The organism is Arthrobacter caoxuetaonis, from assembly GCF_023921125.1.
In the GTDB taxonomy this organism is placed as follows: Bacteria; Actinomycetota; Actinomycetes; order Actinomycetales; family Micrococcaceae; genus Arthrobacter_B; species Arthrobacter_B caoxuetaonis.
In genome coordinates this window covers 3,286,017-3,309,710 of the sequence record NZ_CP099466.1, presented here as the reverse complement: position 1 = coordinate 3,309,710, position 23,694 = coordinate 3,286,017, and the positions used below count along the sequence as shown (strand labels likewise).

Annotated in this window: 23 protein-coding genes; 13 read left to right on the top strand and 10 right to left on the bottom strand. The window is 66.5% G+C overall.

Features of this window, described 5'->3' with window-relative positions; genetic code table 11:
* Window positions 1-3: 3 nt before the first annotated feature.
* The 3 genes from NF551_RS15365 to cynS form a co-directional block, all read right to left on the bottom strand.
* Entirely contained in the window at window positions 4-1,137 is a 1,134-nt protein-coding gene (locus tag NF551_RS15365; RefSeq protein WP_227895950.1) for a baeRF2 domain-containing protein, read from the bottom strand.
* A gap of 240 nt (window positions 1,138-1,377) precedes the next feature.
* A complete protein-coding gene (locus tag NF551_RS15360; protein ID WP_227895949.1) occupies window positions 1,378-2,205 on the bottom strand; it encodes a formate/nitrite transporter family protein in 828 nt (275 codons plus the stop codon).
* Between the two features lie 10 nt (window positions 2,206-2,215).
* Complete coding sequence (gene cynS, locus NF551_RS15355; protein ID WP_227895948.1) at window positions 2,216-2,668, bottom strand: cyanase; 453 nt, start codon at window positions 2,666-2,668, stop codon at window positions 2,216-2,218.
* A gap of 218 nt (window positions 2,669-2,886) precedes the next feature.
* On the opposite strand from cynS, the gene NF551_RS15350 reads away from it, so the two are divergent.
* Window positions 2,887-3,621: a helix-turn-helix transcriptional regulator gene (locus NF551_RS15350; protein ID WP_227895947.1), complete on the top strand. Its 735-nt coding sequence runs from the start codon at window positions 2,887-2,889 to the stop codon at window positions 3,619-3,621.
* Between the two features lie 33 nt (window positions 3,622-3,654).
* On the opposite strand, the gene chcB1 is transcribed toward NF551_RS15350, so the two are convergent.
* On the bottom strand, window positions 3,655-4,473 hold the full coding sequence (gene chcB1 / locus NF551_RS15345) for a trans-4-hydroxycyclohexanecarboxylate dehydrogenase (RefSeq protein WP_227895946.1): 819 nt from the start codon (window positions 4,471-4,473) through the stop codon (window positions 3,655-3,657).
* Window positions 4,474-4,609: 136 nt separating this feature from the next.
* Between chcB1 and NF551_RS15340 the strand changes: the two genes are divergently transcribed.
* The 7 genes from NF551_RS15340 to NF551_RS15310 all read left to right on the top strand — a co-directional run bounded on the left by NF551_RS15340 (window position 4,610) and on the right by NF551_RS15310 (window position 12,560).
* Window positions 4,610-5,413, top strand: coding sequence for an IclR family transcriptional regulator (locus NF551_RS15340; protein WP_227895945.1), 804 nt, complete (start codon window positions 4,610-4,612; stop codon window positions 5,411-5,413).
* A 207-nt stretch (window positions 5,414-5,620) separates the two neighbouring features.
* Window positions 5,621-7,276: a 4-oxocyclohexanecarboxylate 2-dehydrogenase gene (gene chcC1, locus NF551_RS15335; RefSeq protein ID WP_227895944.1), complete on the top strand. Its 1,656-nt coding sequence runs from the start codon at window positions 5,621-5,623 to the stop codon at window positions 7,274-7,276.
* A complete protein-coding gene (locus NF551_RS15330) occupies window positions 7,273-7,602 on the top strand; it encodes a Dabb family protein (protein WP_227895943.1) in 330 nt (109 codons plus the stop codon). Before chcC1 ends, NF551_RS15330 begins: the two co-directional genes overlap by 4 nt.
* Window positions 7,599-8,999 carry an MFS transporter gene (locus NF551_RS15325; protein ID WP_227895942.1) on the top strand — a complete coding sequence of 467 codons (1,401 nt, stop codon included), beginning with the start codon at window positions 7,599-7,601 and terminating at the stop codon, window positions 8,997-8,999. Before NF551_RS15330 ends, NF551_RS15325 begins: the two co-directional genes overlap by 4 nt.
* A gap of 124 nt (window positions 9,000-9,123) precedes the next feature.
* On the top strand, window positions 9,124-10,899 hold the full coding sequence (gene chcC2 / locus NF551_RS15320) for a 4-oxocyclohex-2-ene-1-carboxylate 5-dehydrogenase (protein ID WP_227895941.1): 1,776 nt from the start codon (window positions 9,124-9,126) through the stop codon (window positions 10,897-10,899).
* 2 nt (window positions 10,900-10,901) lie between these two features.
* The gene (gene chcB2 / locus NF551_RS15315; RefSeq protein WP_227896071.1) at window positions 10,902-11,663 is read left to right on the top strand and encodes a cis-4-hydroxycyclohexanecarboxylate dehydrogenase; all 762 of its coding nucleotides are present in this window, start codon (window positions 10,902-10,904) and stop codon (window positions 11,661-11,663) included.
* A gap of 129 nt (window positions 11,664-11,792) precedes the next feature.
* Window positions 11,793-12,560, top strand: coding sequence for an alpha/beta fold hydrolase (locus tag NF551_RS15310; protein ID WP_227895940.1), 768 nt, complete (start codon window positions 11,793-11,795; stop codon window positions 12,558-12,560).
* Between the two features lie 9 nt (window positions 12,561-12,569).
* Here the strand turns inward: NF551_RS15310 and NF551_RS15305 are convergent, their stop codons facing one another.
* The 4 genes from NF551_RS15305 to NF551_RS15290 all read right to left on the bottom strand — a co-directional run bounded on the left by NF551_RS15305 (window position 12,570) and on the right by NF551_RS15290 (window position 17,470).
* Window positions 12,570-13,208 (bottom strand): nucleoside/nucleotide kinase family protein, encoded by a 639-nt coding sequence (locus tag NF551_RS15305; protein ID WP_227896070.1) that lies wholly within the window; start codon window positions 13,206-13,208, stop codon window positions 12,570-12,572.
* A 135-nt stretch (window positions 13,209-13,343) separates the two neighbouring features.
* Window positions 13,344-15,416, bottom strand: coding sequence for an iron ABC transporter permease (locus tag NF551_RS15300; RefSeq protein WP_432418575.1), 2,073 nt, complete (start codon window positions 15,414-15,416; stop codon window positions 13,344-13,346).
* Window positions 15,417-15,466: 50 nt separating this feature from the next.
* Window positions 15,467-16,528 (bottom strand): iron-siderophore ABC transporter substrate-binding protein, encoded by a 1,062-nt coding sequence (locus NF551_RS15295; protein WP_227895939.1) that lies wholly within the window; start codon window positions 16,526-16,528, stop codon window positions 15,467-15,469.
* A gap of 39 nt (window positions 16,529-16,567) precedes the next feature.
* The gene (locus NF551_RS15290; RefSeq protein WP_423721735.1) at window positions 16,568-17,470 is read right to left on the bottom strand and encodes an ABC transporter ATP-binding protein; all 903 of its coding nucleotides are present in this window, start codon (window positions 17,468-17,470) and stop codon (window positions 16,568-16,570) included.
* A gap of 221 nt (window positions 17,471-17,691) precedes the next feature.
* On the opposite strand from NF551_RS15290, the gene NF551_RS15285 reads away from it, so the two are divergent.
* Window positions 17,692-18,261, top strand: a complete 570-nt coding sequence (locus tag NF551_RS15285; protein ID WP_227895938.1) for a hypothetical protein — start codon at window positions 17,692-17,694, stop codon at window positions 18,259-18,261.
* A gap of 23 nt (window positions 18,262-18,284) precedes the next feature.
* Here NF551_RS15285 and NF551_RS15280 read toward each other — a convergent pair whose 3' ends face one another.
* On the bottom strand, window positions 18,285-19,490 hold the full coding sequence (locus tag NF551_RS15280; protein WP_227895937.1) for a polymer-forming cytoskeletal protein: 1,206 nt from the start codon (window positions 19,488-19,490) through the stop codon (window positions 18,285-18,287).
* A gap of 206 nt (window positions 19,491-19,696) precedes the next feature.
* Between NF551_RS15280 and NF551_RS15275 the strand changes: the two genes are divergently transcribed.
* From NF551_RS15275 to NF551_RS15265, 3 genes are all read left to right on the top strand, one after another.
* Entirely contained in the window at window positions 19,697-20,395 is a 699-nt protein-coding gene (locus NF551_RS15275) for an NADPH-dependent F420 reductase (protein WP_227895936.1), read from the top strand.
* Window positions 20,396-20,429: 34 nt separating this feature from the next.
* Window positions 20,430-21,143 (top strand): NADPH-dependent F420 reductase, encoded by a 714-nt coding sequence (locus tag NF551_RS15270; protein WP_227895935.1) that lies wholly within the window; start codon window positions 20,430-20,432, stop codon window positions 21,141-21,143.
* Window positions 21,144-21,566: 423 nt separating this feature from the next.
* Window positions 21,567-22,421, top strand: coding sequence for an aldo/keto reductase (locus NF551_RS15265; protein WP_227895934.1), 855 nt, complete (start codon window positions 21,567-21,569; stop codon window positions 22,419-22,421).
* On the opposite strand, the gene NF551_RS15260 is transcribed toward NF551_RS15265, so the two are convergent.
* Window positions 22,408-23,133, bottom strand: coding sequence for a TetR/AcrR family transcriptional regulator C-terminal domain-containing protein (locus NF551_RS15260; protein WP_227895933.1), 726 nt, complete (start codon window positions 23,131-23,133; stop codon window positions 22,408-22,410). The two genes, NF551_RS15265 and NF551_RS15260, sit on opposite strands and share 14 nt — an antisense overlap.
* 245 nt (window positions 23,134-23,378) lie before the next feature.
* On the opposite strand from NF551_RS15260, the gene NF551_RS15255 reads away from it, so the two are divergent.
* A complete protein-coding gene (locus NF551_RS15255; protein WP_227895932.1) occupies window positions 23,379-23,693 on the top strand; it encodes a winged helix-turn-helix domain-containing protein in 315 nt (104 codons plus the stop codon).
* Window position 23,694 lies beyond the last annotated feature (1 nt).

The window sequence follows — 23,694 nt, the reverse complement described above, 5'->3', positions numbered from 1 at the left end:
CCGTCAGCTCCTCGGCGCCTCAGGGCCGGTGGGCCAGCGCAGCAGGGCAGCAGCGTCGACGCCGTGGGGGAGGACGCCGTCGGGCACCAGCAGAAGACTGGCATCGGTCAGGGCAGCCGCACGGACCAACGCTGCCGGTGCAGGGACCTGGCCCAGGACCTCAGCACCGAGGGACTGCTCCGGGGCGCTGGCCACCCAGGGTTCGGCTCCGAGGGCCAGCAAATGGTGGTCGGCCAGCGCGGTGTCATTGAGGATCATGAGCTCCACCTGGGCCTGCTGCAGGGCATTCAGCACCCCGCCGAAGCCGGTGACGGACTCCGGGTTGGCCTGCCCCTGCTGCTGGGCCAGACGATCCATGATCTGTTCCTGCTCTGCAGCCCACAGCAGGGCAATGCGTTCCTGGACTTTGTCCTCGAAACTCCTGCGGCCGGCTCCGGACACAGGAATGTGGGAATCGACCATGCTGACCAGTGGCTTGTGGGATTCGGAGAGCTGGTCCCGTACGAATCCCCGCGCCCGGACATCACCGGCAAGCACGATCAGCCTGGCTCCGCTGCTGTCAGCAATCCGGTCGATCTCCTCGGCGACCTGATCCGCGTTGCGCCGCCAGATCTGCTCGGTCTGCCGCTGGAACTTGTCCTGTGACCAGCCGCCGGCGGGGAGCTTGGTGATGTCCTCTTTTTCTCCCTCCACATCTTCGACGGAGGACTCTTCGCGGCCGACAAAGTGCAGGCGGATCTCGGCGTCCTCCCGGGAGACTTCCGCAACAATGTAGGGCAGTTCCTCGGGTCGGTGCTTGAGCAGCGGCAGTAGATCGGGAACCGGGTCCACAGAGACCCGCTCCGGCAGCACCAGCGGTCCGGGCAGGACTTCGTTCAGGGCCACCGTGCCCTGCTGGACGAGGAGGTAGCGCGACACAGGGGAAGGAAATCCGTCGGCGGGAAGTACCGCGGTTTCCGCGGCTTCCTGGTCCTCCGGCGGTGCGCCCTGTTTGGCCAGTGCCCTCCTGACATCGCCCGGACGGACCTCGGCGGCTTCCAGACTGTCCACACTCCCCGCGGAAGCGTCTATGTAGGCGACACACCAGGGGCCCCTGCGCCGGTAAAGGTCAGCAAATTCGTGGAGTTTCCGGGTCATGACGATCTCCTTCCGCAAGGCCTGCGGCCCCACAGCGAATCAATCCGTGCCCCACGCTAGCACCGGCGTCGGCGGCATTTATAGGTGCGGCGAAGCTGCTGCCCACCTTGCCGCGGACTCTCTCCGGGCGTTTACGGCTGGCCGCAATCTGCCTAGGACCTGATGCTGCCGATAACGCGGGCCGGCACCCGGGATCTATCTCCCGGACGCCGGCCCGCCGCCGTCGTCGTATCTGCGAACCTAAACCTTCACCTTCGCCGCGAACTGCCGGCCCGGCGCCGTCCGGGCATGTGTTCCGTAGATCATCAGGCCGACGAACGTCAGGCCGCCCACCAGGTTGCCAAGCACCGTGGGGATTTCGTTCCAGATCAGGTAGTCCATCAGCGTGAACTCGCCGCCGAGCATCAGGCCGATGGGGAACAGGAACATGTTCACCACGGAGTGCTCAAAGCCCATGTAGAAGAAGAGCATGATCGGCATCCACATGGCGATCACCTTGCCGGGCAGGCTGTCGGACATCATGGCGCCGACGACGCCGGTGGAGACCATCCAGTTGCACAGCACCCCGCGCACAAACAAGGTGAGCATGCCCGCTGCGCCGTGCTCCGCGTAGCCCACGGTCCGTCCTTCACCGAGGTGCCCGATCGCCTGGCCCACCTCGCTCACCTCGGACGAGAAGCCGTAGGTCCAGACGATGGCCATCAGCACTGCAGTGGTCAGCGCACCGGCAAAGTTGCCGACGAACACCAGCCCCCAGTTCCGCAGCATCGAGTTCAGGGTGACGCCGGGCCGCTTGTCCAGCCAGGCCAGCGGCACCAGGGTGAACACACCGGTCAGCAGGTCGAAGCCCATCAGGTACAGCATGCAGAAACCCACGGGGAACAGGAGCGCGCCGAGCAGCGGCGACCCGGTCTGCGTGCTGACCGTGACGGCAAACGCCGCCGCCAGCGCCAGGATGGCACCGGCCATGTAACTGCGGATCAGGGTGTCCCTAGTGGACAGCATCACCTTGGAGTGCCCGGCGTCGATCATCCGGACCGCGAAGTCCTTTGGAATCACATAACTCATCGCCGGCCCCCTACCACTGGTACTTCAGGAACTTGCCGTCGATGATCACGCGGACGCGGTCGCCGTCGGGATCTTCGCGCCGGGTCAGTTCGACGTTGCAGTTGATGGCACTCATGATGCCGTCGCCGAATTCCTCGTGGATGGCTTCCTTCAGCGCCGGCCCATACACGGCGAGAAGCTCGTAGAAGCGGTAAATCGTGGGGTCATCCTTCAGCGAGTCCCCGGCAATCCGGTACGGCTGCTCCTGCAGTGCCAGCACGGTGTCCTCGTCCAGGTCCAGCAGTTCGCCCGCCTTCTCGGCCAGTTCGGCCGGCACCGGATGCGAACCGAGCAGCGCGGCGATGGTCCACAGCAGTGGCCGGTCCAGCTGCTCGGCAATCTCAGCCCAGGAAGAATCCGAACGGGCGACGGCGCTGCGCACGTTGAGCGTGGCCTGGTCTCGTGTCGCGTTCCAATTAGTCATTTCGATCTCCTCCTGAGTTGCTTTCCGGCACTTGCCGCGAAATCAACGTAGAAGCCGGATGAACACGCCACCCAGGCTTTTTGCGAAGACCAGTCAGCAAAAAACGCAGCGAGCCCACCGTTTTACCTGCTCGAAACAACCAGGCAACGGACCAGCCTTCCAGGGTTCGTAGGGTGTTGAAGTGGGGGCCGTGTGAGAATCCAAGGAAAGGGCAGGAAATGGATCTGCTGACACAGGTGGTCCGTGAGGCGCCGGTTCCGCTGTGGGTCATCGACTCACAGGGCCTCGTGTCCCTGGCGAACAAGGCAGCCATCCGGTTCCTCGGCTACAAGGCGGAGGACGACGTCGTTGGCGGTCCCAGCCATGACCTGCTGCACTGCCGCCGCCCGGACGGAACCCCGTACCCCAAACACGAGTGCCCGATTGTCGGATCCGGCGGCACCGCCCCGGCATCCGAGTGGTTCGTGACCCGAGCCGGCGACGCGCGGCCGGTGCAGTGGACCACCCGGAGCATCGGGCCAGGCCTGGGCACGCTCCTGAGCTTCAGCCCCCGGCCGCGGACCCAAAAGCAGATCGTGCGCGAGCTGCGCAGCCGCGGGCCGGCGCCTCGGACCCCCGCCGTGCAGGTCCGTGCCGAACTGCGCGAATCCCTGTGCCGCACCATCGCATCCCGGTTCACGGATCCGGAATTTACGACGGCGGAGCTCGCCGCTGCTGCGCACCTGTCGGTTCGGTCGGTACAGGCGCTGTTCGCTGAGGCCGGGACCTCGCCCGCCGCCGAAATCCGCCGCGTCCGGCTGGAGCACGCCCGGACACTCCTGGCACAGGGCCATGCCGTGCAGGCTGCGTGCCTGGCTTCCGGGTTTCTGGATCCGGGCACCTTCGGCCGGGCCTTCCGGCAGCGGTTCGGCTGCGCGCCCAGCCAGGTGCCGGCGTCGTTGGCCCGCAACTAGATATTGAGGGGACCCCTATGGCGGGAGCCGTCTTCAGGCATCCTGGCGCAGGTTGTTGCCCGCGGTTTCACCGCCGTCGATGGCGATGGCGGCTCCGGAGACGAACCGGGATTCATCCGAGGCAAGGTATAGGACCAATGAGCTGATCTCCTCCACCTGCGCAGCCCGGCCCGCAGGAATCTGGCTGACGCCGCGCCGCAGGCCAGCGGTCAGAGCAGTCTCCACGGACCCGGGATGGATGGAGTTCACCCGAATACCGTCCGGGCCGAAATCGAGGGCGGACGTCTTCGTCAGGCCCTGGACCCCCCACTTGGCAGCGGCATACGCGGCGCGGTTCTTGAAGCCCACCAAACCGGCGATCGAGGAAACGTTGATGATGGATGAGGAGTCATTCCTGCGCATCTGCGGCACGGCGGCCTTCATTCCGAGGAACGTCCCGGTCAGGTCGATGTTGATCGTGCGGTTCCAGTCTTCAATGCTGGCGTCCTCCGCGTTTCCGGGAGTGTAGATCCCGGCGTTGTTGACCAGGACGTGCAGGGCCCCGAACTGGTCAACGGTGGATTCGACGGCGGCGAGCCAGTCGCTGAATCTGGTCACGTCCAACCGGGAGAAAGCAGCGGCGTTGCGGCCGGCGGAGTCGTTGATTTCCCGGGCCAGCTCCCTTCCTGCCGCCTCTTGCAGGTCCGCGATCATAACGCTGGCACCCTGCGCGGCGAGCACCCTGGCGTGTGAAGCGCCCATGCCCTGGGCTGCGCCCGAGATAAGCGCGACCTTGCCGGCCGCCCGGCCGGCGGAAGCGGCTGGTTCTGCCGGAGGGACCTGTGGAAGTGGGCTGGAGATGTACTCGCTCATGACCGCCACAGTAGAAGCCGGGCTGCGCATCAAAGGGGAACCGTTCCATTCAACGGTATGATCGGGATCACGTTTTTGGAGCCCGTGCAGAGTAGCGCACGGCTCTGCCGGTGCGGTATCTGCGAAAGGTGGCACGGTGGCCAACTCGCCCTCGGGAGAATCTGTGGTTAACCGCGTAGTGCGCCTGCTGGCCGCCTTCAGTGACGAGGAGCCGGCGCTCCCGCTTCGGAAGCTGGCCCGGGAGGCGAACCTTCCGGTCTCCACGGTCCACAGGCTGGTCGCCGAGCTTGAAGTGGAGGGTTTGCTGGAGCGGGACGCCGAGAAGCGGGTCCGCCACGGGCACCGGCTCTGGGAGCTGGCCAGCCGCGGATCCCGCGCAGCGAACCTCCGCGAAGCCGCCCTGCCGGTGATGGAGGACCTGCTGGCCCACAGCGGCCAGCACGTCTCGCTGGGGGTTCTTGAGGGGACGGATGTGCTTTACATCGAACGCCTCGCTTCGGACGCATCCACCGTGAATATCACCCGAGTTGCCGGCCGGCTGCCAGTGCATGGCTGCTCCGCCGGCCTCGTTTTTATGGCCCATGCACCGGAGGAGGAGCAGGACCGGTTCCTGCACCGGCGGCTGGAAAAGCTGACCGAATCAACCGTCACCGATCCTGAGCAGCTGCGGGGTGTCCTTGCTGCGGTCCGGCAGTCCGGTTTCTGTTCGATGGCCGGCATCATCGTTGAGGAATCCAGTGGGATCTCAGTCCCCATCTTCGCGCGGCGGGGCCAGGTGGTGGCCGGGTTGACGGTGATCGTCCCGCTTGGCCAGGAGGCCCTGCCGGCAATCGTTCCGCAGTTGAAGATGGCTTCCCGGGCTATTACCCGCCGCCTTGGCTATGTGCCTGCCGCACCGGGGATGCAGCGGCGCAGTGTTCAGTCCCAGGGTCGTGTTTAGGAGCCGGCCCTCCCGGCGGTTCCGGCAAGGTCAGGCGCGCCCGCCAAACCATCCGGTCGATGATCCTCCCCGCCGTGCGATCCCATTTGATCCGTTCAATGGATCGTACGTTCGAATGAACGGAACACGCTGGCCGAATCCAATGTGACCCCTGTCACGATCGGAGCGAACAGTTCCATTGCACCCGTCCGATCGAAGGGACCACCCATGCGCATCCTCAACGGTGAGAACGCAGGCAAGTACGACGTCGTCGTCGTGGGCTCAGGAGCCGCAGCGCTGACCGCCGCCGCCACTGCCGCCGTCGCCGGTCAATCCGTCCTGGTGCTGGAGAAATCCGCCCTGCTGGGCGGGACCTCCGCCGTATCGGGCGGGATGCTGTGGGTGGTGGACAACCACTACGCCCGCCGGGCCGGCTTCAGCGACTCCAAGGCCGCCGGCCGCCGGTACGTGGAGGCTATAGCCCGCGGCCTCGGACGGGCCGAGCTGATGGACGCGGCCCTCAAACACGGCGATACCATGCTGCGCTTCGCCGAGGAGGAGCTGAACGTTCGGTTCATCTTCCTAGACAACTTTCCGGACTACCGGCAGGACCTGCCCGGCGCTGTGCCCGGCGGCCGCACCGTGGAGCCCGAACTGTTCAACTACCGGGAAGCCCTCGGCGACATTGCCTCGCACATCCGCACCGACGGCCGTCACCCGTACACCATGCAGGAGTACGAGGAATGGGGTGCCTTCACCGCCTTCCCCTGGGACCAGCTCAATGCCCGTCAGGATGCAGGCATTGCAGCCAAGGGGCATGCCCTGGTCTCCATGCTGGTGGCAGCCTGCCTGAGGAACGGCGTCCATCTGGCCGTCGAGGCCCGCGCCGAACGGCTGCTGACCCGCAACGGCAGGATCACCGGAGTGAGCCTTGAGGACGGCACGGAGATCAGTGCAGGATCCGGGGTGATGCTGGCCGCCGGCGGGTTCGAATGGGACCGGCCGCTGGCCGACTCGATGCTGGCCAGCCGCCTAATCACGATGTGCTCCCCGCCATCGAACACCGGAGACGCCCTGAAGATGGGCCAGCGCATCGGAGCCATGACCCGCGGGACCCGAGAAGCGTGGTGGGCGCCCATGTCCTTTACCGGCGGAGTCCGGGACGGCGAACCGGTCGGCTCGCTGCTGCGGTTCGAACGGCAGGGGCCGGGCTCCATTATGGTGAACCGCCACGGCGTACGGTTCGCCAACGAGGCGCAGAACTACAACGACCTCGCCCGGGTGCTGCAGTCCTGGGACTCGGCGAACAACCAGACGCTGAACACCCCCGCCCACGTGGTCTTCGACCAGTCTTACCTGGAGCGCTACGGAATCCTGGACCACCGGGCGGGCCAGCGGACCCCGGACTGGCTCATTGAAGCCCCGACCCTGGCGAAGCTCGCGGTGAAGATCGGCGTTCCGGGAGACGCTCTTGAGGCCACTGTTTCACGGTTCAACGCCCACGCACTGGCCGGGGCGGACCCAGACTTCGGCCGCGGCTCATCGGAATACGACCGCTACTGGGGTGATGCTGAGAACGCCTGGCCTAACCCCTCACTGGGCCCGCTCCAGTACGGCCCGTACTACGCGCTCGAAGTGGTCAACGGCGCCTTCGGTACCTGCGGCGGACTGGCCACCAACGGCACCGGCCAGGTGCTCGACGTCGACGGCGAACCGATCGAGGGACTGTTCGCAGCCGGCAACACCACCGAAAGCCCGTACTCCGCCGGCTACCCCGGAGCCGGCGCCACCCTTGGCCCGCTCATGACCATGGCCTACCTGGCCGGCCGCAGGCTGGCCGGGCAACCCGCCTCCTACACCCAGGACCGGGTGGTCTCCGCATGATCAGGCACATCGTGATGTTCCGGTGGAAGGACTCCTTCACGCCGGCCATCCGCGACCAGTGGACAGCAGGTCTGGACGCCATGCGGGACAACATCCCCGGGATGCTCCGGCTCGTTCACGGACCGGACATCATGCACACCGAACGGTCATGGGACCACGTCATCATCGCGGACTTCGCCACCCGTGAGGACATTGCTGTCTACAACACACACCCCCTCCACGAGGCCATCAAACCGTTCTCCCTGCCCAACGTGCAGGACCTCGGGTATGTGGACTTCGAACTCGACGATCCAGCCTTGGATCCAAGCGCAAAGGACATCTCATGAGTCTTCCCCTGCCCAAGGCCCACCGCCCAGACGGAGCCTCACCCCTCGTCCAGGAGACCGGCTCCGCCGATGCCGCCGCCAGCCATGAACCGCCCCGGACCCCGCGCAAGGCCGCCCTCGCCTCCTTTCTCGGCTCCACACTGGAGTACTACGACTTCTTCATCTACGGCACGGCGGCCGCCCTGGTCTTCCCGCAGTTGTTCTTCCCCACCGCTAACCCGGCGGTGGCCACCATCGCCGCTTTCGCCACCTTCGGCGTCGCCTATATCGCCCGCCCCCTGGGCGGTATGGTCATGGGCCACTTCGGCGACCGGATCGGACGCAAGAACGTCCTGCTGTTCACTCTCCTGCTGATGGGCGGAGCGTCGCTGGCGATCGGCCTGCTGCCCACCTACGAACAGATTGGGATTTGGGCCACCGTGCTCCTGGTCGTCGGGCGCCTGGCACAGGGATTCTCAGCCGGCGCCGAATCCGCCGGCGCCTCTTCCCTGACCATTGAGCACTCGCCGGAAGGCCGGCGCGGGTTCTTCACCTCCTTCGTGATGACCGGATACGCCTCCGGCATGGTGCTTTCCACGCTGGTTTTCATTCCGATCTCCGCGCTGCCCGAGGAGGATTTGCTGAGCTGGGGCTGGCGGGTGCCGTTCCTGCTCTCCGTCGCCGTCCTGGCCCTGGCTTTCTGGGTACGAACGAAACTGGATGAAACACCGGTGTTCGAGGAGGAAGTAGCCCAGGCCGGTGCCGTCAGGAAACTCCCGGCCCGCGAAGTCCTGAAATACCAGGGCGGTGACGTGCTGCGGGTGCTGCTGATGTCCATCTTCTCCGTGATGCAGACTGTGTTCACCGTCTTTGGGCTCTCTTACGCCACAGACCAGGGCGGATTTGAACGGACGTCCATCCTCACCGTCAACGCGGTTGCGATCGGCTTGTCCATGGCCGCCATGCCGCTGGCGGGCCGGCTCTCCGACCGGATTGGACGCCGTCCGGTCATGCTGACCTCCATGCTGGGCTGTGCAGGCTGCATCTTCCTCTACTTCCTGTCCCTGGGCACAGGCAACATCTGGATCGTCTTTGCCGTGTCCGTGCTGTTTATGACAGTGCTGTACTCAGGATTCAACGGCGTCTGGACGTCCTTCTTCGGTGAGCTGTTTGCCGCCCCGGTCCGGTACTCCGGGATGGCCATTGGCAACCAGCTTGGGCTGGTGGTTGCAGGCTTCGGCCCCATGATCGGCGGCCTGCTGCTGGTTGACGGTGCCTTCGGCTGGATTCCGGTGGCTGTCTTCGGCGGCGTCTGCGCCCTCGTATCTGCCGGCGCCGTCCTCAGCTCCCGGGAAACTGCCCATACCCCGATCAAGGAACTCGGTGGACCCTACCTGCAGGCCACCCGCCGGCCCTGACCTACGCGGCTTGGCGGGCCAGGTTGCCGGCCGAACCGGTCGCGGCCGGCCCCATTCACACCACACGGCCACTGCACCGGCACTGAAATCTGCCGGCGGCGGTTTCCCACGCAAGGAGATAACCATGAGCGCCAACCCAACCCCTTCCTCCCACCCCGCCCTGGCACCGCAGGCCAAATGCGACGTGCTCGTCGTCGGCTCCGGGGCCGCCGGTATGGCGGCCGCCATTAAAGCGGCACACGAGGGGTTGACCGTGATCGTGGCGGAGAAATCCCCCCACTTTGGCGGCACCACCGCCCTGTCCGCAGGTTGGGCCTGGGTGCCAGGCAACCCGAAGGGGGCCGCCGCTGGAGACACCCGGGCCGAGGCCGAGCAGTACCTGCAGGAATTGGCGCCGGATACCTACAACGAGACCGGTGTGGCCGGATTCCTCGACACTGTGCCGGAGGCCATCGATTTCTTCGAGAACCACACCGAGGTCGTCTTCAGCTACCCCGAGAAGGCGCCGGATTACCAGATGGACCTCCCGGGTGCGAAGCTTGGCGGGCGGGCCATCCTGCCCGCCGACGCCGACGTCCGGATTCTGGGGGACCGCCGCCGCGAGCTGCAGCCCTACCTGAGCTCTTACACAGTCTTCGGGTACATGCCGCAGGTGGGGCCGGACCTCAGCCAGTTCCTGCATGCGAACCAGTCGGTCAAGTCCTTCACCTATGTGGCGGCCAGGCTGCTGAAGACCTGGACAGATATTGCGCTGCACCGCCAGCCGCTCAAGCGCACCAACGGCTCCGCGCTGATGACCCGCATGGTGAAGTCTGCACTGGACGCCGGGGCGAGGGTGTGGACGGACGCCCCGGTGGTGGAACTGATCAAGGACGACGGCGGCGCCGTTACCGGGGCGGTGCTCGGCGGGTCCCACGCCGGGACGGTCTCGGCCCGGCTGGGAGTGGTGCTTGCCGGAGGAGGGTTTTCCGGCGACCGTGAACTGCGGGCCCAGTACTTCCCGCATGACCGCGACGGAACTGAGCATTTCACCCCGACCCAGGGTCACGACGGGTCCTCGGCCCGGCTGGCGATGTCCGCCGGTGGCGGCATCAACGCCGACGTTTCATCGGTGGGTTCCTGGGCGCCTGTAACCGTGTTCCGGCACCTGCTCAGCGGCACCCGGCGGCTGTTCCCGCACCTGCGCCAGATCGGCCTGCCCGGCATGATCACCGTCGACCGTAACGGTAAAAGGTTCGGCAACGAGGCCCTGAGCTACCACGACTTCGGGGGCGCGATGCTCAAGCACCACGAGGACCAGGACTCCACCTACGCCTGGGTGGTCGGTGACGCGAAGCTGATGCACAAGTACGGCGTCGGTTTCGCGAAACCGTGGCCCATTCCGCGCACCTTCTACTACCGGACAGGCTTCCTGCACAAGGGAAAAAGCATCGCCGACCTGGCCCGGAAAATCGGAGTCGACGCAGATGGGCTGGCGGAGACGATCGCCCGGTTCAACCGGGATGCGCTCGCCGGAGTAGACACGGAGTTCGGCCGCGGTTCCACCGCGTACAACCACTTCCGCGGGGACCCGGAGCACAAACCCAACCCCAACCTGGCTCCGCTGGACAAGGGGCCGTACTACGCGGTCAAGGTCCGGATGGGGGACCTGGGCACGTTTGCCGGAATCGACGTTGACAGTCACTCAGCCGTGATCCGGGCTGACGGCACGCGTGTTCCCGGGCTGTACGCTGTTGGCGCGTCGGCTGTGTCCGTCTTCGGCGGCGGCTACCCCGGCTATGGATCGCACATCGGACCCGCCCTGGTCTTCGGCTACCGTATGGGCCGGGACATCGCCGGGCTGGCAGCCGAGGACAGCCGTGCCGGATCCTCCGGAAAGACCCGGGCGAGCGGCGCGTGACAATGCCCGCTGCGACGGCGGCGCCGTTCGCGGGCCGCACCGCCGTCGTAACGGGTGCTGCGGGCGGGATCGGCGCGGCCACCGCCCGGATGCTTGCCCGCCGCGGAGCCGCCGTCGTCTTGGGGGACATCAGTCCAGGCGCTGCTGAGGTGGCGGACGCGCTTGCTGCCGATGGCTACCGAGCCCTCTTCGTTCGCACAGACGTTACGAATGAAGATTCCGTAGCCGCACTGATGGCGGAGGCAGCGGGGCTGGGTGGCTCGGTGGACATCCTAGTGGCCAACGCCGGGGTCCCGGAGTCCAAAGGCCCACTGCATGAACTGGACACCGACCACTGGCGGAAGGTGCTCGACATCGACCTCACAGGGGTGGCCCTGTCGATGAAACACGCACTGAGCTACATGTCGGCCCAGGGCAGCGGGGCCGTCGTCGCGGTGTCCTCGATCCTAGGGCTGGTTGGGCAGGCTGGATCGGGTCCGTACTCCGCCGCGAAGGCTGGTGTCGCGAATCTGGTCCGGTCCGCCGGGCTGACCTACGCGCCCACCGGGATCCGGGTGAATGCTGTGGCACCCGGGTACGCAGAGACGCCGCTGCTGGCCGCACTGGACGAATCCGTCCGCGCGCAGATCCTCGCCCGGCAGCCGATGGGACGGCTCGGCAGCGCGGAGGAAATCGCGGAGGTCATCTGCTTCCTCGCCTCCGACGCAGCCAGTTTTGTTGCCGGGGTGGTTTGGCCTGTCGACGGAGGGTATACGGCGCAGTAACGGATCCGTGTGAAACACGCTCTGGCATGAACCAGCAGGAAGGGCTGGGTGAGCACCCGGTGATAACATCCGACGGTCAGAAACCCGCCGCCGGATGGGTTGAAATCCCCAACCCCACGGCAGGACCACATGACATATCACCGGATCAACGGCGTCGACCTCTACTCCGAAGTGACGGGCGAGGGGCGGCCCATCCTGTTCCTGCACGGCGGATTCTGCTCGCTGGAGGCGCTGCGGGAGCAGGCCGATGCCCTGGCCGCCGAGCGGACGGTGTACGCGTTCGAGCGTCCCGGCCACGGCAGGTCAGCGGACATCGACGGCGGCTACAACTACGAGCGCGGCCTCGCGGACACGCTGGCCTACCTTGATGCGGAGGGCCTCGAGCCGGTCGACGTGCTCGGCTACAGCGACGGCGCGATCCTCGGCCTGCTGCTGGCCCTGCACCATCCGGAGCGGGTCCGGTCCCTGATCGCCATCAGCGGGAACCTGGACCCCTCGGCGTTCAATACCAACGACGACGCCGGCGGGTTGCCGGTTCTGGGCCCGCCCGTCCACGCGGCGCCCAAGGACCCGGACAAGCCGGACCTCGAGCGGCTGGCCTATGAGCGGCTGTCTCCGGACGGTCCAGCCCATGCCGATGCCGTGATGGCGAAGCTCTTCCGGCTCTGGACCACTGAACCGCATATTGACCCGGCAGAGCTGGCTGCGATCAAAGCCCCCACCCTGATCATGTCCGGGGACCGGGACACCATCCGGCCGGACCACAGCCTGCTCATCGCGTCATCGATTCCGGGCGCGCAGCTGTGCATCGTTCCGGGAGCCACGCACGGCCTGCTCGCCGAGCGCCCCGCACTGATCAGCGCCGTCGTCCGGGAGTTCCTGCAGCAGGTTCCGTAATCCGCTCTCTCACGCCCGCCGGCCGCTTGAGTGGAGGGGAACCCGATGGCTCACGAGGGTGATGATGTCCGCTAGCTGGAGGAGAGTGCCTTCGCGGGAACCGCTCGCGTCAACTGTTCTAAAACCCGGATAACAAGGCAGCTCCCTGTAGCCGGCCTGGAAATTCTGGAGACCTTTGATGGTCTCCTGGTCCTCGCCCCGCAATCTGATCCGCTCGTAGGCTTGTTCAACCGGGATATCGAAGTACACCACCGCATGGGCCTGCGGCAGGATGCCCGCCAGGGTCATCAGCGCAGTTCCCCGGCGTATTCCACGCGCCTTCCGCAAGGCCACCTGGCAATAAAGGTGGCGATCCATGATGACCAGCCCGTCAAAGCGCGAGGCCCGCACATGATTGATCAGAACGTTGAACACCCTGACGGCCGTTTCCATGGCATCTGCGATCCGGCCAGGGACCCGTATCCGGTGACGCAGGGCCCAGCCGGCGATGGTTTTCCTTCCGGAATAGTTGCCCAGAACCAGCACCGGTCTGGATGGAAACAGATCCTTGAGGGCCCCGGCGGCCGTTGACTTGCCGGAACCGTCAATGCCCAGCAGCACCACAATGGTGTTCCGTCTCAAGCAGACGGGTTCCAGACCGGTATCCATCACGCTCGAAGGGGTGCCTCGGCGGACGGTCCAGCGGGCAGGTAGTAGGAGTTCATTTTCACGACACTAATCGGTGAAGATGAGCGCCAGCAGGGAGCCTTAAAGGCACCGCCGATGGATCCTGCGGATTTGCCGTTACCCCCGCGACCGCCGCAGCAGCCACACAAAGTACGGCGCACCAATCAGGGCGATCATCAGCCCGGCCGGAATCTGCGCCGGAGCAATCAGCGTGCGGCCCAGCGTGTCAGCAACGGAGACCAGCAGCGCACCGAGCAGCATGGACAGCGGAATCAGCCGCGAGTGCCGGGCCCCGGCAATAAACCGCGCCAGATGCGGAGCCACCAGCCCCACAAACCCGACGGCACCGATCGCCACCACGCTCAGCGAAGCCAGCACCGCGGCAGCAGCGAGCAGCAGCAGCCGGGACCGCTCCAGCCGGACGCCCAGGATCCGCGGGGTGTCGTCGTCGACCGCCAGCAGATCCAGCCGGCGCCGCAGCGCGAACACCAGCGGCATGGCCAGCAGCAGCGCCACCGCCACCGGCACGACGTCGGGCACCGTCCGCCCGTAAGTGGTGCCGGAGAGCCAGGTGAGGATGCGCGGAGTGTTCCACGGGTCGGCCCGCAGCAGCAGGAAGGTGGTCAGTGCGCTGAGGCCGTAACCGCAGCCGATGCCCACCAGCACAAAACGGTCCGGCAGCAGCCCGCCGCGCCAGGCCAGCAGGGCGATCAGCCCGAACGTGGCCAGGCCCATCAGCACCGCCATGGTGATCAGCACCGGGCGTCCGCCGCCAATGTTCGAGGTCACCACCGTGACCGCGCCCAGTCCGGCGCCGGCGGTGATGCCGAGGATTCCGGGTTCGGCCAGCGGGTTGCGGACGGTTCCCTGCACCACGCAGCCGGCCAGGCCCAGGGCCGCGCCGGCCAGCACTGCGGCAGCAACCCGGGGGAACCGGTCATCCAGTGCCCGGCCAATCAAGTCCGGTGCCGAACCGTTCAGCCACAGGGCCAGGTCCCCGGTGCGCAGCCACAGGCTCCCGGCCAGCAGGCCCAGCAGTACGGCGCCCGCCAGCAGCAGGCCGGAAACGGCGACGGCAGCCAGGAACCGGCGCCGGGTCCGGACACCGAGCCGGCCCTGCGGCGGCATGGCAATCGGCCCGGAATCCCGCATCCGCATCGCCAGGACCACAATCAGCACGGCACCGAGCAGCGCCGTCGGCACGCCGGTGGGAATTGAACTGGCACCCTCGGCGCCGAGGAGTCCGCGCAGCCCGGCGTCGGCGAGCAGGATCAGCAGTGCACCCAGCAAGCCGGAAACGGGCAGCAGGAAAAGGTGGCGGCCCAGCACCGGTGCGCGGCCGGCCAGAAGCCGCGCCAGCACCGGGGCACCGAGCCCCACAAAGGCAATGGGCCCGGCCAGCGTCACGGAAATGCTGGTCAGCAGCACCGCGCAGAGCACGGCCAGGACACGGGTGGACGCGACTGGCACACCCAGGGAGGACGCAGTATCGTCGCCGAGTTTCAGGACATCGAGCCGGCGGCAGAGCAGCAGCGCCACGCAGAGCATCGCAATGATCACCGGCGCGGCCCGGACGGAGGCATCCAGGTTCAGCTGGGCGAGCGATCCGCTGCCCCAGGCGAACAGGCCGGTGGTGTTCTCCTTGAACAGGATGAGCAGCATGGCGGTGCCGGCGTCGAGCGCCATGGCAATCGCGGAACCGGCCAGGATCAGGCGCGTGGTTCCGGAACCCACGGAGCGGCCGGCCAGGCCCAGCACGACGGCGGCGGCCAGCACCCCGCCGGCGAAGGCGACGGTGCCCGAGGCCCAGAGCGGTACGGACAGGCCGAAGGCTGCGACGGCGGTCAGCGCGAAGTAGGAACCGGCGGTGACGGCGAGGGTGTCCGGGGAGGCCAGCGCGTTTCGGGTGACCGACTGCAGCAGCGCGCCGGCCACGCCGAGGGCAAAACCGACGGCGACTCCGGCGAACAGGCGCGGCAGCCGCGAGCCGACCAGTACGTCGGCAATGGGAACGCCGCCCACGGTTTCCTCGGCGCCGCCGAAGAGCCGCCACAGGTCCGCCAGTCCGGCGCCGGAGGTCCCCTGGGTCAGGTGCCAGGCACCGGTGAAGACGACGGCGAGCAGCAGCGCCGCCAGAATGGCCAGGCCGCCGGCGGGGTGCTGGAGGAAGTTATGCAGGGGCAGCCGCAGGCCCGGGCGGGCCTGCAGCTGCGTTACGTCCCGCGTGTGGAGCGGTGCGTTCACTCCGCCAGCATGGCGTCAACGTAGGCGTCGATGGCCTGCTGGTTGGACAGCGGGCCGCCGGCGCCCCAGACGCCAGCGGGGAAGGCGTAGGCGCGGCCTTCCTTCACGGCCGGCAGGGAGGTCCAGATGGGGTTCTTCTCGAGTTCGGCAACGTAGCCGCCCACTTCCTCGTCGTTGGAGTGGAAGAGGTTCGCGCTGCCAACTGCGGTGAGTCCTTCAATGTCCGTCTGGCCCAGGCCGTAGGCCGGGTCCACGCCGCCGTTGCCGTACCGGGAGTCAATCTCGTCGGTCCAGGCGGAGGTCATGCCGAGTTCTTCGCCGAGGGCAGTGAAGAGGGCGCCCTGGCCGTAGGGGCGGATGGTGACGTTGCCGCCTTCGATCCAGCCGTCGAAGAAGAGGAAGTCAGTGGTGGCCAGGTCGGCTGCCTGGACCTTTTCCTTGGCATCGGCCAGATGCTTGTCGAAGGTATCCAGGACCTGCTCGGCGCGTTCGGTGCGTCCGGTGGCTTCGGCGATCATCGAGAAAACGCTCTTCATGTTCCCGATCGGGTCCGCGCTGTTGGCTCCGAGGGTGGCGAGGACCGGCACGCCGCGTTCTTCGAGCTGGGCAATGATCTCGTCGTCGGCGCTGAACGCCTCCACGATGATCAGGTCCGGATCCGCCGCGTACAGGGTGTCCAGGTCCGGTTCGCCGCGGGTTCCGATGTCCGCGACGCCTTCCTCCGGGAGGGCCTCGGCGCTGACATACGTGCCGTAGCCCTCGGCGTCGGAAACGGCCACCGGCGTGACACACAGCGTCAGCGCGTCCTCGATCTGCTGCCACTCCAGCACTGCGATGCGTTCGGCAGGCTTCTCCAGCTCCACCGTCCGCCCGACGCCGTCGGTCAGCGAGACCGGGCCGGTTGCCGTGGCGGTGGTGTCGGCTGCGCAGGCTTCAGACGTGGCGGCGGTGGCGGCGTTTGCCGGTTCCTCCACGTCGGTGGTGCCGCAGGCGGACAGGGTGAGTGCGGCTGCAGCAAGCATGGAAGCTGCTGCGGCCAGCGGGCGGACTCGGGTCATGGAAGTGCCTCTCGGGTGGGGTTCAGGATGAAACGGTGTTCAGGATGAAATGTGGGCGGTGGACCGGCGCCGGACGGTGTGCCGGCCCAGCGGGTCGATGCGGATGCGCCGGGTTTCCGGCTCCACCGTGACCTGGACCTGGAGGCCGTAGACCTCGGAGATGTTCTGTTCGGTGAGCACCTGGTGCGGGTCACCGGCGGCGTGGATCCTGCCGGCGGACATCAGCAGCAGCGAGTCGGCCACGCGGGCGGCGTGATCGAGGTCGTGCAGCACAATGCCGACGGCGGTGCCGCTTTCCGCAAGGTCACGCACCAGGTCGAGGATCTCGATTTGGTATCTCAGGTCCAGGTGGTTGGTGGGTTCGTCCAGGAGTACGACGCCGGTGTCCTGGGCCAGGCAGGCGGCCAGCCAGACGCGCTGGACTTCCCCGCCGGAGAGTTCGCTGACGGAGCGGCCGGCCATCGAGCCGACTCCCGTGACGGCCATGGCGCGGTTGATGATCCGGTGGTCCTCGGCGTCGAGCCCGGCAAAACGGTGCCGGTAAGGGTGCCGGCCAAATGCCACGACCTCCCGGACGCTCAGTCCCTGCGGGGCGGGGCGGGACTGGGAAAAGAGGGTCACCTCACGGGCGAAGTCGCGGGAGGTGAGCGCTGATGCGGCACGTTCGCCGCCGGTTCCGCGGAGGAAAATTTCACCCGAGTCCGGACGGTGCAGCCGCGCCATGGAGCGCAGCAGGGTGGATTTCCCGCTGCCGTTGGGGCCCACCAGGGCCGTGACCTGGCCGGGCTGGAAGGTCAGGGAAACCCCGTCCACCACAGTGTCCTTGCCGTAGCGCAGGATCATCTGCTCTCCGGTGAGGGAGGTCGACGGCGCCGCCGCCGGCTGCTGCACCGAATCCCGGGTGCCGGTCCGCTCCGGACGCGGGGTGTTTTTCCGGGACATGGCAAACCTCAGGGCAGAAGGAAAGAAGGACGATCGTTGCAGGCGGTGCGCGGCCGGGCCGCTGGAACCCCCGCAAGGGTGGTTGGTAAGGCTTGCCTTGCCTAAGCAACAATAGAAGCTGGGTCGGATGGGCGCAATCTGCGTCTGCCTGCACGTCATACAGCGTCCATAATCGGCCTGACCTGCACTAACGGACCTAATCGACAGAGCGAGAGCGCACCATGAGCACCACCCCGGCACCGGCCGAACACCTTGAACAGACTCCCGTCCCAGATGCGGACCGCACCGTGACCGTCTGGGAGGACGGCGTGCAGCTGGACTTCACGTTTGCTGACTGCATGCGGTACCACGGCCCGGGCTTTCCGGGAGGAGTGGCCCACGCCTTCGCCGTCCTCGGCCGTGCCCTGCCGGAACTGGCAGCCCGCGCCGGCGGCCGCGTCGAACGCCGGCAGATCCGCATCCGCACTGCCTTCCCCGGACCCGGCGGCCGGGACGCGATCGAACTGGTCACCCGGGCCGTGACGGGGGAGCGCTTCGAAGTGGTGCCGGAACTGGCCCGGCCCGAACGCGGCAACACCCTGGCCCGCTATGTCTTCGAGATCAGCGCCGGGAACGCAACGGTCACCTGCGTGCTGCGCGACGACGGCATTGTTGCCGACGAGTTCATTGAGCTGGGCGCGAAGCCGGACAAGACCGAAGCTGAGCTGGCTCACCTGGAAGTGCTGAAGGCCGAGATGCGGGACCGGATCCTGGAACGCGATCCCGCCATGGTTTACGACCTGGAGGGCTAGGGCTGGCTGCCCCCGGCCGCGTATTACTGCACCGGGGGCGGCGGCTGCACCGGGGGCGGCGGGGGCTGTCCGCCGTCGTACCCGGGCCCGTTTTCCGGACCCGAGCCCGGCCCGTAGGCATCCCGCGACGGTGCGCTTACCCGGCGCCACGGCCGCCGGTCGTAGATCGCCAGGAGCTGTGCACCCAGGCCAAAGAACACCATGGCCAGCCAGACCAGAATGTTCAGCCACGGAATATGCAGCGCGACGATGAGGATCACTCCGCCGACGAGCGCCTTAACCACGGGATGCTGGTTGCCGCGGAACAGCAGCCGGCCAATGTAGTAGGCGCCGAACACGAAGGTTGCGAGCGTCAGCGTAATCCAGACCAGCAGGATTGCCAGCGCAAGGGGCGCGCCGACGAACGTGAACAGCAGAAGCAGGACTGCAAACGGGACGACGATCGAGGCCACGAAGCCTACAAGCAGCGCCTTCCAGGGGTGCGGCACAAGACGGTCGGTGACGTGGTGCAGCAAACGGGGGAAAAGCCATCCCGCGAGGACGGTGATGAGGCTCAACGCAACCAGAGCGTAGAGCAGGCCAAGCAACCAGCCGACGAACAGTTCTCCCTGCGTTGGCTCGTCGGATTCCTGCGGAGTGATGCGCTCCACGGTGCCGCTGACCGCGCCGTCGGCGATGCTGGCGTCGTCGTTGGAGGTGTAGGTGAGATTGCCTCCAACCGCCCCGTCGATGGTGAGGTCTCCAACACCAACCTGCACATCACGGCCCACCGCACCGGCTATGTCGATGTCACCCGCGGCACCCACAAGATCATCTCCGAGGGAACCGCTGTCGGTAATATCCACCGTCGAAGCGAAGATGGTGCCGCTGCGCGAAATCTCCCCGCTGATGGTCACATCCTGCCCGGCGAGACGTACGTTACCGTCAACATTTCCGGTGATGTTGATCGTCTGGCCGGCTGCGATGATGTCACCCGTGACGTTTCCGGAGATGGTGATCCTCTGGGCGGACACGTACACGTCCCCGGACACGTCATCCCGGACATCGACGGTCAATCCGCTGTAGAACTGTGGACCTGACCCGTCGTTCTCCCCATATGGTGCAGCCGGCAGCGACTGCGGGGCCGAAGCCGGGGAAGAAGCGAATGCGCCTGTCCCTGCGGCCAGGACCAGGAGAATGGCGGCCAGGACTATGGAGAACGCCCGCCGTGGAGTTGGAGGAAGTCTCATTGCGTTGCCTTTCAGGTATCTGCATATGAACGCATCTGCGACGCTTCTGATCCTGACTACGGCGAGGTCCGTCTATCTGTCAGGAAGCACAGCTGGCCCTGCGCTCATGGTCACCCCGCTGGCGGGTGCTGTAAAGACGGGAGGACTAATACTTTGGTGTGCCTTGCTGCGGGAATGACCCCGGGAAAGGCTGCGTTACCGATGTCATGACCCTTCATCCGGCCACAGACTCCCTGCTGCCCACGGTCGACCCCGCTCCGGAAACCCTCCACGTTGCCGTGATCGGCGCGGGCAAGGCGGGCACTGCCGTTGCCCGTTCACTGCTCGACGCCGGCTACCGGGTTTCCGTCTCCGCCTCCGGCGATCCCGCCCGGCTGGAGCTGATGATCGACTTCGTGACCCCGGGTGCCGAGCCGAAATGGACGCACGACGCCGTCGCGGAAGCAGACCTGGTGATCCTTGCGCTGCCGCTGCACCGGCTGCACACCATTGATCCTGCCCTGCTGGCCGGCCGCGTGGTGGTGGACACCATGAACTACTGGCCGCCGGTGGACGGCGAAATCCCGGCGTTCCGAGCGGGGGACCGGCCGTCTTCCGAGGTGGTGCAGGACATGTTCCCCGGTGCCGCCGTCGTGAAGACCTTCAGCCACACCGGCTACCACCACCTGGAACCGGACCGCCGTCCGGCCGGGCACCCGGAGCGGCGGGGCCTTGCCGTAGCCGGGAACCAGCCTGGCGCCGTCGCTCTGGTCTCCGCGTTGGTGGACCGCATAGGCTACGACCCTGTCTGCGTGGACTCCCTGGCCGGCACCGGGTTCCTGCAGCCGGGCGGACCCGCGTTCGGCGCCCGGCTGACTGCCGCGCAGCTGAGCGAACTTGCCGGCGCCGCGGCTTCCGCCGCCTGAGACCACACAGCACAACCACCGAAGGGATGCACTCATGGCGACACTGGGAATCATCGGAAGCGGACACATTGGATCTGCCGTCGCTCGGCTTGCGGTTGCGGCGGACATGAACGTGGTCATCGCCAACTCGCGCGGGCCCGAGACACTCACGGACCTGGTTGCCGAGCTCGGCCCGCTGGCCCGGGCCGGGACGGTGGAGGAGGCAGCCAACGCGGGCGACGCCGTCGTGCTCGCCATTCCGCTCAAGGCGGTGAAGGACCTTCCGGAGGGACTCCTGAAAGACAAGATTGTCCTGGACAGCAGCAACTACTACCCCTTCCGCGACGGCAGCATCGACGGACTCCTTGACAACTCCGTCACCACCAGCGAGCTGATGCAGCGGCTCACCGGTGCCCGCACCGTGAAGGTTTTCAACAACATCCTGGCCGCGCAGATCCCTGCCCTGGCCCGCCCCAGCGGTGCTGCGGACCGCTCCGCCCTGCCGATCGCCGGTGACGATGAGCAGGCCAAGACTGAGGCCGCCCGGATCATCGACCAGCTGGGCTTCGATACCGTCGACGCCGGGACCCTGGCTGACAGCTGGCGGTTCGAGCCCGAGACCACTGCCTACGGCCGCCTGTACTTCGAGGACCCAAACGTCCCCGACGAAAAGATGGCCGACGCCGCGCCCGGTGCCACACCGGTGGAACAGCTGAAAGCAGCGCTCGACGGCGCCGCCCGGGTGAACGTGGCTGAGCGGCGGTTCTAGTCGGGCGCGGTTTCGGCGGGCAGCACTTGGATTCTCCTTCAGCGGTACCAGCAGCCGGGGGCCGATCCCGGAACTTAATCTTTTGGGGAGCTGACGTCGTTTAGCGGTGCCTCATCCCATCCTTTGTGCAGTTAACGCCGTTTAGCGGGTCCCATAACGGCGTTAACTGCACAAAGGATTTGCTGTGAGGGCTCATAACGGCGTTATCTCCCCACTGGTTTACAAAGGGACCCGTTCCGACGGACATCCGTCGGCCGCAGGGCCAGGAGGGGGCAACCTCTTTAGGTGTGAGGGCATACGCTGCGTCGTGGCGGTCCCTGATACCCGGTTCCAGTGGACGACTTTCCGCGCGCCATTCCGCTGGCCACAGCGCAGCGGGACGATGGCGGAGACGAATGATTCGATCCCGCAAGGAGCAGGACGATGATCCTGGACGAGACTTTCACCCTGGCCAACGGGCTGCCGATCCCCAAACTGGGGTTCGGTACCTGGTTCATCGAAGACGGCAGCGCCGCCCAGGCCGTGGAGGAAGCCATCAGCATTGGCTACCGCAACATCGACACCGCCCAGGCCTACGGCAACGAACGCGGCGTCGGCGAGGGCGTACGGTCCAGCGGACTTCCCAGGGAGGAGCTGTTTATCTCCAGCAAGCTGGCCGCGGAAATCAAGGACTACGCGGGTGCGGTGTCGGCAATCGACGGGTCACTGGCGACCATGGGCCTGGACTACCTGGACCTGATGATGATCCACAGCCCGCAGCCTTGGAACGACTGGCGCGGCGGCTCCTACGCGGAAGGCAACCGGGAAGCCTGGCGGGCCCTGGAGGCAGCGCACGACGCCGGTAAGTTGCGTTCGATTGGCGTCTCCAACTTTGAACAGGCGGACCTCGAGAACATCCTGAACGTCTGCACCGTGGCGCCGTCGGTCAACCAGATCCTGCTCCACGTCGGCAACACCCCGACTGAACTGCTGGATTTCTGTACCGATACCAACCTGTTGGTGGAGGCCTATTCACCCATCGCGCACGGGGAGATCCTGCGAAACGAGGAAGTGGCCGCGATCGCTGTGCGGTATTCGGTCTCCGTTGCGCAGCTGTGCATCCGCTACGCCGTCCAGCTGGGAACCGTTCCGCTACCGAAGACCACCAACCCGGACCATATGCGGGCCAACGCGGACGTGGACTTCACCATCACGGCCGAAGACATGGACACCCTGTACGGCATGCGGGTGACCGACTACGGCAAGTCCGGCAAGTTCCCTGTGTTCAGCGGGAAGTAGGGCCTGCGAGCTGCGGGCCGGGCCCGCCGCCGAGTTTCTGGGCCAGCCCCGTGAGCAGGATATCCAGCCCTTCATCAAGCTCGGCAGCGCCGTCGTACTCTGCCAGGACCGGCGCCAGGGACCGGAGGTGGGGGAAATCCTTCGACGGGAGCCGGTAGAGGCCAAGGCGCAGTACCGGGTCCTCTTCCTCCGGGTTCACAACGAGTTCCTGGAGTTCGTTGAGAATGTGGCCGTAGAGGAATCCGTAATAGGTCCGGTAGGCGTGCAGTGCATCCGCCGGTGCAAAGCCGGCCCGGATCAGCAGCGCCACGATCAGCTCCAGCGGCCGCAGCATTCCCAGCGGCCGCAGCCCCAGCGGGGTGGAGAGCGGCCGGGTGACCAGAAGCGGCACGGCATTGGGGTGGCGGAGCGCCAGCTGCCGTACATCATGGGCGGTGGCTCGCAGCTGACGCTGCCAGTCCGAGGCGTCCGGGTCGATGGCCAGTTCGTTCAGGACCAGTTCGGTGACTCCGTCGAGCAGCTCTGCCCGGTTGGCGGCGTAGCGGTAGAGAGCCATCGGGTCGCAGTTCAGCTCCTGGCCCAGCCGGCGCATGCTCAGAGAGTCCAGTCCGATCGAGTCCACCAGCTTCAGGGCGGTGCTGAGCACCAAATCGCGGTTCAGCCGGGGCTTTTTGTTCCCTGGACTGGACGGGATCCGCGGCGGAGCTGGCATGGACAATCCGTTCCGTTGAGGGGAAAGAGCACACCGGAACTCTATCCGTAAGGTTGCTTAGTAGGCAGTCTACAGCTAGCGTCTACGGTGTAGACCATTCCTGGCTTCCAGCTACCAGCCCCTGTGCAGCTGCCCACCGCCGATTCCTCCGTCCGCGCATGATGACCCGCCCAGGGCGCAGCGGCACTCGATCCATTCCCGGGCCCCAACGCATCACCCACGCACAACCTTCAGAGCTGAGAATCATGGACATCCACAAGCAGCAGGTTCGCCAATTCCTCGACGAATGCACCGTCCGGGACCTCGATGACAGTGCCGTACTTCCCGCCGCGGACCTCTATGGCATGTACATCATCTGGTGTGAGAAGACCGGCAGCACCTCCGTGGCTGCTCCGATTTTCTCCCGCCTGGTCCGCGGGGACGGGTTGGAAGGGGACATCCGCCACCGCGTGCGTGTGTTCAAGGGCGTGGCCGCAACCGGTGCCATCCCCATCCAGTACATCCTGGAAACCGACAAGGGTCCGGGGCCCAACAGTTTGCTTGCCGGGCTGCAACCCTGAC

Excerpts from the sequence above, each read along its gene's own strand:
- NF551_RS15365 (WP_227895950.1), bottom strand. The coding sequence starts at position 1,137 with ATGACCCGGAAACTCCACGAATTTGCTGACCTTTACCGGCGCAGGGGC.
- NF551_RS15360 (WP_227895949.1), bottom strand. The coding sequence starts at position 2,205 with ATGAGTTATGTGATTCCAAAGGACTTCGCGGTCCGGATGATCGACGCC.
- cynS (WP_227895948.1), bottom strand. The coding sequence starts at position 2,668 with ATGACTAATTGGAACGCGACACGAGACCAGGCCACGCTCAACGTGCGC.
- NF551_RS15350 (WP_227895947.1), top strand. The coding sequence starts at position 2,887 with ATGGATCTGCTGACACAGGTGGTCCGTGAGGCGCCGGTTCCGCTGTGG.
- chcB1 (WP_227895946.1), bottom strand. The coding sequence starts at position 4,473 with ATGAGCGAGTACATCTCCAGCCCACTTCCACAGGTCCCTCCGGCAGAA.
- chcC1 (WP_227895944.1), top strand. The coding sequence starts at position 5,621 with ATGCGCATCCTCAACGGTGAGAACGCAGGCAAGTACGACGTCGTCGTC.
- NF551_RS15330 (WP_227895943.1), top strand. The coding sequence starts at position 7,273 with ATGATCAGGCACATCGTGATGTTCCGGTGGAAGGACTCCTTCACGCCG.
- NF551_RS15325 (WP_227895942.1), top strand. The coding sequence starts at position 7,599 with ATGAGTCTTCCCCTGCCCAAGGCCCACCGCCCAGACGGAGCCTCACCC.
- chcC2 (WP_227895941.1), top strand. The coding sequence starts at position 9,124 with ATGAGCGCCAACCCAACCCCTTCCTCCCACCCCGCCCTGGCACCGCAG.
- chcB2 (WP_227896071.1), top strand. The coding sequence starts at position 10,902 with ATGCCCGCTGCGACGGCGGCGCCGTTCGCGGGCCGCACCGCCGTCGTA.
- NF551_RS15310 (WP_227895940.1), top strand. The coding sequence starts at position 11,793 with ATGACATATCACCGGATCAACGGCGTCGACCTCTACTCCGAAGTGACG.
- NF551_RS15305 (WP_227896070.1), bottom strand. The coding sequence starts at position 13,208 with ATGGATACCGGTCTGGAACCCGTCTGCTTGAGACGGAACACCATTGTG.
- NF551_RS15295 (WP_227895939.1), bottom strand. The coding sequence starts at position 16,528 with ATGACCCGAGTCCGCCCGCTGGCCGCAGCAGCTTCCATGCTTGCTGCA.
- NF551_RS15290 (WP_423721735.1), bottom strand. The coding sequence starts at position 17,470 with ATGTCCCGGAAAAACACCCCGCGTCCGGAGCGGACCGGCACCCGGGAT.
- NF551_RS15285 (WP_227895938.1), top strand. The coding sequence starts at position 17,692 with ATGAGCACCACCCCGGCACCGGCCGAACACCTTGAACAGACTCCCGTC.
- NF551_RS15280 (WP_227895937.1), bottom strand. The coding sequence starts at position 19,490 with ATGAGACTTCCTCCAACTCCACGGCGGGCGTTCTCCATAGTCCTGGCC.
- NF551_RS15275 (WP_227895936.1), top strand. The coding sequence starts at position 19,697 with ATGACCCTTCATCCGGCCACAGACTCCCTGCTGCCCACGGTCGACCCC.
- NF551_RS15270 (WP_227895935.1), top strand. The coding sequence starts at position 20,430 with ATGGCGACACTGGGAATCATCGGAAGCGGACACATTGGATCTGCCGTC.
- NF551_RS15265 (WP_227895934.1), top strand. The coding sequence starts at position 21,567 with ATGATCCTGGACGAGACTTTCACCCTGGCCAACGGGCTGCCGATCCCC.
- NF551_RS15260 (WP_227895933.1), bottom strand. The coding sequence starts at position 23,133 with ATGCCAGCTCCGCCGCGGATCCCGTCCAGTCCAGGGAACAAAAAGCCC.
- NF551_RS15255 (WP_227895932.1), top strand. The coding sequence starts at position 23,379 with ATGGACATCCACAAGCAGCAGGTTCGCCAATTCCTCGACGAATGCACC.